The organism is Staphylococcus nepalensis, from assembly GCF_014635045.1.
Taxonomy (GTDB): Bacteria; Bacillota; Bacilli; order Staphylococcales; family Staphylococcaceae; genus Staphylococcus; species Staphylococcus nepalensis.
Genome location: NZ_BMCF01000001.1, coordinates 604,567 through 616,205 on the forward strand (window position 1 = coordinate 604,567; position 11,639 = coordinate 616,205).

General features: G+C 32.9%; 8 protein-coding genes. 6 read left to right on the forward strand and 2 right to left on the reverse strand.

The window, feature by feature from the left end; all coding sequences use genetic code 11:
- The coding region (locus IEU88_RS02800; protein ID WP_194445641.1) for an Ig-like domain-containing protein at positions 1-4,882 on the reverse strand (4,882 nt) is incomplete at its 3' end.
- 501 nt (positions 4,883-5,383) lie between these two features.
- Here IEU88_RS02800 and IEU88_RS02805 point away from each other — a divergent pair.
- Positions 5,384-5,809: a DUF2871 domain-containing protein gene (locus IEU88_RS02805; protein ID WP_103373736.1), complete on the forward strand. Its 426-nt coding sequence runs from the start codon at positions 5,384-5,386 to the stop codon at positions 5,807-5,809.
- 79 nt (positions 5,810-5,888) lie between these two features.
- Here IEU88_RS02805 and IEU88_RS02810 read toward each other — a convergent pair whose 3' ends face one another.
- Positions 5,889-6,635, reverse strand: coding sequence for a sulfite exporter TauE/SafE family protein (locus tag IEU88_RS02810; protein ID WP_096808203.1), 747 nt, complete (start codon positions 6,633-6,635; stop codon positions 5,889-5,891).
- Positions 6,636-6,992: 357 nt separating this feature from the next.
- Here IEU88_RS02810 and IEU88_RS02815 point away from each other — a divergent pair, with 357 nt between their 5' ends.
- The 5 genes from IEU88_RS02815 to IEU88_RS02835 all read left to right on the forward strand — a co-directional run bounded on the left by IEU88_RS02815 (position 6,993) and on the right by IEU88_RS02835 (position 11,574).
- Positions 6,993-8,042: an ABC transporter permease gene (locus IEU88_RS02815; RefSeq protein ID WP_103373726.1), complete on the forward strand. Its 1,050-nt coding sequence runs from the start codon at positions 6,993-6,995 to the stop codon at positions 8,040-8,042.
- 18 nt (positions 8,043-8,060) lie between these two features.
- Positions 8,061-8,723, forward strand: coding sequence for an ABC transporter ATP-binding protein (locus tag IEU88_RS02820; RefSeq protein ID WP_103373727.1), 663 nt, complete (start codon positions 8,061-8,063; stop codon positions 8,721-8,723).
- Between the two features lie 274 nt (positions 8,724-8,997).
- Entirely contained in the window at positions 8,998-9,924 is a 927-nt protein-coding gene (locus IEU88_RS02825) for a VOC family protein (RefSeq protein WP_103373244.1), read from the forward strand.
- Between the two features lie 11 nt (positions 9,925-9,935).
- A complete protein-coding gene (locus IEU88_RS02830; protein ID WP_103373245.1) occupies positions 9,936-10,994 on the forward strand; it encodes an LLM class flavin-dependent oxidoreductase in 1,059 nt (352 codons plus the stop codon).
- Between the two features lie 13 nt (positions 10,995-11,007).
- Positions 11,008-11,574 (forward strand): NADPH-dependent FMN reductase, encoded by a 567-nt coding sequence (locus IEU88_RS02835; protein ID WP_103373246.1) that lies wholly within the window; start codon positions 11,008-11,010, stop codon positions 11,572-11,574.
- Positions 11,575-11,639: the final 65 nt, after the last annotated feature.

The following is an 11,639-nucleotide window of genomic DNA, read 5'->3' on the forward strand; positions in this document are numbered from 1 at the left end:
CTTGCTCATTAGCTTTTCCATCTGCAGTCTTACCATCTGGGAAGGTTACAGTTACTGTTGATCCTGCTTCTGCTGTTCCTCTGATAGTTTTGTCTTCACTTGTTACTTCGTCCAACGTTGGTGCCTCTGGTGCTGTCGTATCAGTAACTGTTGTTGTGACAGAATCTGAGATATTTCCATTACTATCCATAGCAGCTACTAATAATTCTTCTCCACCTGTTAATTCCACATTTTCCGGTATAGCAATTGAATACTCACTTTGCGCATTAGCTTTTCCATCTGCAGTCTTACCGTCTGGGAATGTTATAGTTACCGTTGAACCTGGTTCTGCTGTTCCTCTGATTGTCTTGTCTTCACTTGTTACTTCGTTCACCATTGGTGCCTCTGGTGCTGTCGCATCCACAACCGTTGTTGATGCTTGAGTTGATTTATTATCGGATTTATCTTGGGCACTGGCTTGAATTTCTTCTCCACCTGTCAAGTCCATATTTTCTGGTATATCAACTATAAAGTTACCTTGTTCGTCAGTTTCTACATCGACTGTAGCACCTCCAGGGAATGTTACGGTCACTGTTGAATTTGGTTCTGAAGTTCCAGCAATTTGAGTATCTTCACTAGAGGCTTCATTTATCTTTGGCGCATCTGGCGCTGTTGTGTCCTCTACTGTTGTCATTGTCGGTGCTGAAATATTATCGTTTTTATCTGTTGCAACGACTTGTAACGCTTCACCACCATCTAATTTAATATCTGATGGAATTTCAATTGAATAATTACCACCTTGGTCTGCTGTACCTGTCGCAGTGCTATTATCTGGAAATGTTACAGTCACTGTTGATCCTGGTTCCGCCATTCCACTGATTGTCTTGTCTTCACTTGTTACGTTATTTACCTTAGGCGCGTATGGCGCTGTTTTATCTTTAACAATGGTTTTCACTGGATCAGTTTCATTACCAGCGTCATCAGTGGATGTTACTTCTAACTCTTCTCCACCTTTTAAGTCTATTTCATTAGGTATTGTAACAACATATTTCCCATCTGCGTCAGTTTCACCGTTAGATGTTTCACCGCTAGGGAATTTAATTGTCACGGTTGTATTAGGTTCTGCATCACCAGTGATTTGTGTGTCTTCACTTGTTACGCCATTCACTATTGGCGGTGCAGGTGCTGTTTCGTCTGTTACTGTAGTTGAACTTGGTTGTGAAACATTACCTGTTGCGTCTGTTGCTGTAGCACTAATTGTTTCTTTGCCTTGTAGATTTTCGCTTTCTGGGATAACTACTGTGAAGTTACCATCTTCGTCTGCTATTGTTTCAGCAATTGCACCACTTGGGAATGTTATTTTGACCGTTGCATTTGCTTCGGATTTACCTGTTACTTCAGTACTTACACTTGTTACGTGACTTATTTGTGGTGTATCTGGTGCTGTTTTATCTATCACATCCGTACTACCAGATTCTGAAACATTACCTGCCACATCTGTTGCTGTAGCTTCAATCGTTTCTCCACCTTTCAATCCTTCGTTTTCTGGAATAGCTACTGTGTAAAATCCATTTTGATCTGCTGTTGTTTCAACAATTGCGCCACTCGGGAACGTTACTTTAACTGTTGCGTTTGCTTCTGCTTGCCCTGTCACTTGATTACTATTACTTGTTACATTTTCTAATGTAGGTGCATCAGGTGCTGTTTTATCTGCAACTGTTGTTGTTGCTACAATTGATTCATTACCTGCTTCATCTATTGAAACTGCTTTGAACACTTCTCCGCCCTTAAGAATGACACCACTTGGTATATCAGCTGTATAATCACCTTGATTATCAGCTTTCACTGAAATTTTACCCCCACCTGGGAAACCAATTGTCACTGTTGAGTTAGGTTCTGCTGTACCTGTTACTTGCGTATCGTTACTTGCTACTAGATTTATTACTGGTGCATCTGGCGCGGTTTCGTCTGTTACTATAATTTGGCCAGACTTTTCACTTATTTTGTTGTCTTTACTAGCTATTGCTGTTAAAACTGTGCCAGCTGGCAGTGGTTGGTTTAAAGTGATAGTTGCTGATGAACCATCGTCAGGAATTTGAACTGAGCCAATTTCATTATTATTATTGTCTCGAACAGTAACGGTAGCACCTGCTGTCCCGTTGACGTGAATTTCTGTATCATTATCATCAACTGGGTTGATTGACGGTACAGGAACTTTAGAAAGATCTATAATATTGAACGTGTTAACTTCATCGTTTTCATAGTTAGGCGAATCAATGGCAATAGTATAAGTACCTTCTGGTGATTGTGGAATTGATACATTAAACTTACCATCGGCGTTAACCGTAGCACTACCAATTACTTTCCCGTTTTCGTTAATCACTTTAGCTGTTTGTGTTGCAGCGCCTTCTTTTAGTGGAACTGAACCTGTTACGACCGTGTCTTCATTTGTAATATCAGCAGCTTGAGGTTTCCCTACTAATGGAGATGTTTTATAATTAATAACTTCATCACCATCATTTTTACCATCACCGTCTGTGTCTTCGTTTTCAGGGTTTGATAAAGCAACTTGACGTTCATATCTGTCTAACAGACCATCTTTATCATAATCTTGTAATGCTAATGTTGACGTTCCCAATGTATGATTAATAAGTTGTCCATCGCTATCAGTTAAATAACCTGCAAATGTAAAATCATCTTTTTGTTTTGTAGTTTCTCTTATTAAGTTACCTTGATCATCATATTGTGCATCCTTAGTTAATATATTATTTACACTTTGATTTAATTTAATAACAATACGCACACCTACTGTCTCCGGTAATCCATTGTTAAACTCAATTAATTTATTTAAATTATCACTTGTTATCATTCCATTACCGTTACTATCAAGTTGTATATTTGCTACTTTATCTTCTGAATGATAAGACTTATCAAAACCAGATAAACCTTTATAGTCGTAAGTATGCAATTCTGCACTTTCGATGTAAGGTAATAAGTCTTTATCAATCTGATAATTATATGACCATTGCTTACTTTTCGTTTTACCGTACGTAAAGGTACCATTTTTCATAATTTGTTGGTCGATTATAAATCCACCATGTTCTCCAGGTGCGTTATCATATGTTGCTGAACCGCTACTTGCCTTAAAAACATTTTTGTCTTCATCTGAGACATTACTTTCTAATTGAACTAAATCATCATCAGCTGTAGTTAATAAATAACCGCTACTCTCGGAAGTTCTTACAATTTTATTATTGATTGAATCGCGAACAAAAATTTGGTAATTTAGTTTATTATTATCTAAATTTCCGGCTTCATTTAAAATATTTCCAACTGTATCATCTAATTCAATTTTTCCATTTGTAGCAGTATATTGAGATAAAATCTCTGCTCCTCCAAATAAACCACCATTTGCTCTAATAAAATTGACTTCCCAAGTATTAGTTAACTTGCCATTTTCGTCATGTAATCTTATAAACTCAACAGGGTTTTTTCTACCACTTGGATTAGCAGTAATTTTTGTAACATGCTTAGAAATGATTGGATCCAATTTCAAGTCTATTTTATAACGATTGCCAGAATTCGCTCCTGACATATAACTATGAATATCGAACGGGATAACATTGCTATCTAACATATCTTGAGAATCTAAACGCTTTGGATCAAAAATTAATGAGGCAAACGTATAGTTGTCCATATACCCTAAAGATTTTTCAACTTCTTCATTTTGTTCTACTGCAGCGCTTAATGCAGTCGGTGTAGCCATCGAACGTAACATCGTACGTTTTGAGGTAGCTAATGTTTTTACATTGTCTTGCTGATTTGCAAGTTGAATAACAGATGCTTTTAAAATTTCAGTATTGATTTCTTCATCTGTTGCATTTTTATAGTCTATATCTGTATCGTTTAAAATAGCTTGTGTTTCTTCATTAGGCAGTTGACTATTTAAATAATTTTTAATCGTTGCTTCTTTATTATCATTTTTTGATAATTCTTCTGTTAGCTTTGATTGTGCATTATCTTTTTTATCCGTTATTTTCTCTTCGTTTGCTTCTGTGGCATTTGCCTTTTCAATACTTTGCTTTATATTTTCTTGTGAAGCAGTTTGTTTGGAATTATTAGAGGGGTCTTTCGTTTTTTCGGTAGTATGCGCTTTTGAATCTAGTTTGGCTGATGCTTCTTTATCTTCAGATGATGCTGTAGACGATGTCTTGTTTGTAATTTCTTTTTTCGGACTTTCAGATGGTGATTTTTTATTAACGTTATTATTAAATGATGTTTCGCTTTCAGATGTTTCTTTTTGAGATGCGTTGTTATTTATATCATTTTCATTCGTTGTTTCTTGTGTTGTTTCTTTCGATGTCTCATCTATATCTCTTTCTACTTGTGCTGATTGCTTTTCTTCATTATCGATTACTTTTTCTTGATTCGAATTTTTTTCATTTTTGGTTTCAGTAGCATGTGTTGTCTCTTTCGATACCTCATCTATGTCATTTTCTACTTGTGCTGGTTGTTTTTCTTCATTATCAATTACTTCTTGATTCGATTTTTCTTCATTTTTTGTTTCAATAGTTGATATTTCATTGCTAGTTGTATCTTGTTTACGTTCTAACTCTGTATTTTCAAACTTTTCTTCTGTATCTGTAGTTCGGCTTTCAGTACTATTTGTTGCTTCATTGTTATTTTCCACGCCTTTAATATCTTCGACATCCAGCGCTTCCCATTTATCAGAATTATCAGTTTTTTCATCTGTTTTAATCGTAGCTAATTCATCTGCTTGTGCTTCGTTACTAACGCCGAATACCAATGTTGCCCCGATTAATAATGATGCAGTTCCAACTGTAAATTTTCTAATAGCGTACTTATTTAACCTATTAGGTAAAAATCCTTGATCATTTTTCATTTTTTCCCACCTCATATTAAGTTTTCACAACTTTATTGTACTTAACTAATAAATAAATGCAAGTTATTTTTAAATGTTAAGTTAATTTTAATAAAATAACATGCACTTTACAATATTTCGTTGCTTAGTTTCACGACACATTAATTTAAAGATAGTTATCTACAAAACCCATTGTACTGTCACAATACACAAGAATAATAAACATAAATACATGTAATTCACAGTATAAATGAACACTATTAACCTCAAAACAAAAGTGTTGTTTTATACCGAAGATATTATATAAACTACGGTGCACAATGTAAATACAAAAAAATTAAGTTTAAATATTAAAAATTTTAAGAAAATTCACTTCACTTTTTAATACATATCTTTTTTTCTTTTAATATTTTGTTTACTTAGTAAATTTATGATTTTGATAATTAAATTTCATAATTTGTTCACACTCAGTTCATAAATTTTCTTTAAATTATAGTCATTAACAATCTGGAGGTTATAAAAATGAAAAAATTAATGTATAGTTCAATTTTATATACTATATTAGGTATGCTAAGTGGCTTGTTTTATCGAGAAATGTCTAAAGCAGAGAACTTTAGTGGTTATTCACAATTAAATGTAACTCATACACATTTACTAGTATTAGGTACAATCATGTTTTTAATTTTCCTAGTTATTGAAAACCAATTAAAATTAACTAAGCACCATACGCTTTTTAGTTATTTTTTCTATGTGTATCATGTAGGCGTCTTAGTAACAGTTGCTATGCAATTTGTTAATGGTATTGCAGTTATGAAAGGATTCAGTGTTAGCCCTGCTATTGCTGGTATTTCAGGGCTAGGACATATCACAATCTCAATTGCTTTTATTTTATTCTTTGTATTATTAAATAAAAGTATAAATGCTAATGCTCATCAAAATAAATCATAAATAAAAGGTCGGATTCATAGTGATATGACAAAATGATTCCGACCTTTAAAAAATATTATTAAACATTGCACAATAGTAGTTATGAAACGACAAATAACATTAGTATACCAAGTAATACTAAAAATACATAAATCCATTTTTCAAAATTATGCGGCGTTGTAACATAAGATAAATACTTTCCAATCATCACTGAAATAATTAAACAAGGTATTGATAATAAAAATAGTGACAATGTTTGTGATGTCCATATACCGCCTGTGATTTGACCGATGACAACAAAAATTGCTGTTATTAAAAAGTGTGCTTGCACTGTACTTTTAAATGCTTTAATACCCCACCGCGTCATCGTTCCATAAATCACAACTGGTACGCCATGAGAATTATATAAGCTCCCTAACATACCTGAAACTATCCCAGTAATAAATGCCCAAATTTTAGATTTCAATATAATATGAGCATAGTTTTTAAAATAAAGTGTTCGTGCCAATGCATAAATACCATATAAAATTAAAAATATACCAAGCATAAATTGGACGTTACCCGCTTCAAAATGTCTTAAACACCATATGCCTATAGGGATACCAAGTAAACTTCCTATCAACATCTTACATAAAACTTTATATTTTATCGTCTTAAAATCATAAAATATATTTAAACTAGCTACGAATAAACCTGCTAATCCAATGGTTGAAATAGCTGTATGTGTGTCTAAACCTATAATCGCAAGTAATGGCATACTAATCAGTGCTTCACCAAATCCAAAATAACTTCGAACTAAGCCTCCTAAAAATATTGCTATCAAAACGAATACTATAAAAAAATCCATTTATATACTCCTTTACATTGACTTTCAACTATAATGGATATAATCCTAACGATAATTATTCATGTTATGCTTATCATCTAAGAAGTCATCTTTGTTTGCAATATGTAGAACCTATGACTTTCTTATTATATGTGAAGTGACTGTTTCACTACATTAATTGATGTTATTCTCATTGAATTGATTGTTTTTTGAAATAATTTTCTGAGTATCATGAGCGTTTATTTTAAGTAAGATATGAATTAAATATGAAATCGTCTATACAGTTCACATCTGTATTTGTATAGGTATTTGAGTTTTTATGATATTTTAGAATAATGGTTATTTGTGTTTAAAATATTTAATGGAATGAGGTTATTTATGTTTTTAGCTTGGAACGAAATCAAACGAAACAAATTAAAATTCAGTCTAATTATTGGTGTATTAATAATGATTAGTTATTTGCTTTTTTTACTTTCAGGTTTAGCAAGTGGCTTAATGAATATGAATAGAGAGGGTATTGATAAGTGGCAAGCAGATGCAATTGTACTGAACAAAGATGCAAACCAGACCGTTGAACAGTCTCTCTTTAATACAGATGACATAGAAAATACATACAAAAATCAAACAACTCTAAAACAATCTGGTGTCATTGTTTCTAACGGGAACAATGAAGAAAATGCACTATTATTTGGTGTTACAGATCACTCTTTTTTAGTACCGGATATGATTGAAGGGAAAAAATTCAACTCAGATTATGAAGTTATTGCAGATGAAACATTGAAAGATAAAGGGTTTAAAATTGGAGATAAACTATCTCTATCTCAATCAGATGAAAACTTAAAAATAGTAGGCTTTAGTGAAAGTGCAAAATACAATGCTTCTCCAGTATTATTTTCAAATAATAATACAATCCAAAAAATCAATCCTTCCCTGGATAAATCTACGACAAATGCAGTAGTTGTTAAAGATAAAAATTGGAATAATCAATCGTTAAATAACAACTTGGAAGCAATTGGAATTGAAAGCTTTGTAGAAAATTTACCTGGTTATACAGCACAAAACTTAACCTTAAACTTTATGATTTCATTTTTATTTATTATTTCAGCAACCGTTATTGGCATATTTTTATATGTAATTACATTACAAAAAACAAATTTATTTGGTGTATTAAAAGCACAAGGGTTCACAAATGGCTACTTAGCAAAAGTAGTATTATCACAAACATTCATCATTGCTATGATTGGTACGCTTATCGGGCTTATATTAACCTTAATTACAGGCGCCTTCTTACCAAGTGCTGTACCAATTAAATTTAGCGCCGTGACGCTAATAATATATGGCGTTGTACTTATCGTTGTTTCATTAATAGGTAGTCTGTTCTCTATACTAACAATAAGAAAAGTCGATCCACTGAAAGCAATCGGATAAAGTAGGAGTGTATATGAAATGTTAGAATTCAAAAATGTTACAAAGTATTTTCAAGATGGAAATCAAAAAATAGAAGCTGTTAAACCTACAACTTTAAAATTTAACAAAAACGAACTTATTGCTATTATTGGACCTTCTGGCTCTGGAAAAAGCACATTCTTAACAATGGCCGGTGCGCTTCAAACCCCGTCTTCTGGTGACATTATTATTAATAATAGAGAAGTTTCTCAAATGTCTCAAAAAGCGTTAGCAAATACAAGAATGCAAGAAATTGGTTTTATACTTCAAGCAACTAATCTTGTACCATTTCTAACCGTAAAACAACAATTCAAGTTATTAGAGAAACAGAAAAAAGATGTGTTAAGCCAAACTGATTATAATCAACTTATGTCACAATTAAACCTTGAAGCAATTGAAAATAAACTTCCAAGTGAAATCTCAGGGGGGCAAAAACAACGTGTAGCTATTGCCAAAGCCTTGTATACGAAACCCTCTATTATTTTAGCTGATGAACCAACAGCTTCCCTAGATACGGAAAATGCTATGGAAGTCATGAAAATTTTAAAAGAACAAACACTAGATAAAAATAAAACATGCATCGTGGTTACCCATGACGAACGCCTCACAACATATTGCGACAAAGTATATCATATGGAAGATGGTGCATTAAATCTCACTTAATATGAGTGGACTCGAGACATAAATACCTGTTTTCAAAATCAAAACCATCCGTATAACGGGTGGTTTATTTTTAGATATAAACCTTTATTAATGTCCTTTTTAAATTTTTATACTAAATTCATTCATACAAATTTTTTATAAACTATCCGTAAGTATTTTTCATTTCTATATTCTACTCATAATTATTAGTATACTTTTTATACCTTTCAGTTTATTATTTGTTTAAAGGGAAATAAATATTATGATAGGTAATTATAAAAATGGAGGTGCAATTATGCATATCATTGGTCATCATCATATTTCAATGTATACAAAAAATGCAAAGAAAAACAAAGACTTTTATACTCAAGTATTAGGTTTAAGACTAGTTGAAAAGTCAGTTAATCAAGATAATCCTAAAATGTATCACTTATTTTTTGGAGATGAAATTGGCTCTCCTGGTACCTTGCTTAGTTTTTTTGAAATACCACTTTTAGGTAAAAACCGTCCAGGCACGGACTCAATACATCGTTTATCGTTACTTATCCCTGATGAAAATGCTTTAACATTCTTTAAAAAGAGACTCGAGTCTTTTGGTATAACTTGGGAACCGTTGATCTATTTAAATCAATCAGCGATTTCTTTTAAAGATATTGATGGGTTAGAAGTGATTTTATTAGTAAACAATAATTACAAAACGCCAAATGCTTGGAGAAAAAACCCATATACTCAAATTCCAGAACGGTATCAAATTCTCGGTATGGGGCCAGTTGAACTAAGAGTTAAAAACGCTCAAGAAACACTTAATTTTTTAAAAGAAACCCTAGCGTATACGCAAAGACAAGATATGGCCGAAACAGTTATGACTTTAGATGAAAAGGGGTTATACACTGATTTCGTAGTTGTAGAGCAGCAGGGAGAACGCGCACGTCCAGGGCAAGGTTATATACATCATATTGCGGTTAATACACCCAAAAGCAATGATCTAAATGCTGTTTATCAAACAATAAATCAGCAACCTGGAAATAACTCTGGCATTATAGATCGTTACTTTTTCGAATCATTGTATTACAGACAAAACCACATCTTATATGAATTTGCAACAGCAGATCCAGGTTTTACATTGGATACAAGTATTAAAAACTTAGGAAAGCATCTTAATTTACCCGATTTTATGGAAGATAGAAGAACAGAGATTGAAAATAATCTACACGAATTATAAAGGATGATATTATGGCACATTTAAAAATGAATGAAAATACGCCCCTAGAATTTGGTCTTTACTCATTAGGAGACCATTTATTAAATCCGCATAACGGAGAAAAAGTGAGTTATGAACAAAGAATTAATGAACTCATAGAAGCAAGTCGATTAGCTGAGCAAGCTGGTATTGATGTGTTTGGTGTTGGTGAAAGTCACCAAGAACACTTTACGACTCAAGCACATACAGTTGTCTTAGGAGCAATTGCCCAAGCAACGAACAAAATCAAAGTTTCTAGTTCTTCTACCATTATAAGTGCTACTGATCCTGTAAGAGTATTTGAAGACTTTGCTACTTTAGATTTAATTTCTCACGGACGCGCAGAAATCGTAGCAGGTCGCGCATCCCGAACTGGTATTTTTGACTTATTCGGATTAGATCTTAATAACTATGATGAACTTTATGAAGAAAAACTCAATTTACTAATGGAATTAAATAATACAGATAAAATTACTTGGTCAGGAAAATTCAGACCTGATTTGAATAACATGAAAATCTTTCCTCGTCCAATAGATGATACATTACCAATTTGGCGCGCTGTTGGTGGACCGCCGGCAAGTGCTATCAAAGCTGGTAGACAAGGCATACCGATGATGATTACAACTTTAGGAGGCCCATCAATGACCTTTAAAGATTCTATAGAACAATATCGATTGACTGCCAAAGAAAACGGTTTTGATAATTCTTCTGAATCTTTACCAGTCTCTACAGCTAGTCTCTTTTATACTGCAGACACAACGCAAGAAGCTTTGAGAGAATTCTACCCTCATTTAAACGTGGGTATGTCATTTATAAGAGGTACAGGTTACCCAAAACAACAATTTGCTAATGCACCAGATTACAGAGATGCTTTAATGGTTGGTAGCCCTCAACAAATTGTCGAAAAGATTTTATACCAACACGAATTATATAATCATCAACGATTTATGGCACAAATAGATTTTGGCGGCGTGCCTTTTGACAAAATCATGAAAAATATAGAACTCATAGGAAATGAAATCATCCCCGCTGTAAAAAAACATTTAAACTAATAGGAGGTATACTATGAACGTCGTGTTACTATCTGGTTCTACAGTTGGTTCTAAAACAAGTACTGCCATGAAATATCTGGACGAAGCCGTAACAAATCAAGATGATGCACTTAATATCCAATTATTCGATTTGAAAAATTTAGATTTATCTTTTAGCGATGGACGAAATTACTTGGACTATTCTGGAGACACATTAGAATTAACTACCGCTTTAATGCAGGCTGATATTATTTTTATAGGTTTTCCAATCTTCCAAGCATCTATACCAGGAACATTAAAGAACGTATTTGATTTACTTCCAGTCAATGCATTTAAAGATAAAATTGTAGGTATTATAGCTACTGCGGGTTCTCCAAAACATTACTTAATTGCTGAAACACAATTAAAACCAATATTAAGTTATATGAAAGCACACGTTATGCAAACTTATGTATTTATCGAAGAACGTGATTTTTCTAATGGTACTATTGTTAATGACGACATTATATTTAGGATCAATGATTTGGCAACATCAACCTTGCGTGTTTCTAAATTATATAATCAGATTTTAGAAGAAGAAAATGATCAATACGATTTTTAATTCATAATCTACTATTTTATTTACCTATAAATTCAAAGACCCGAGACATACTTTTATGCCTCGGA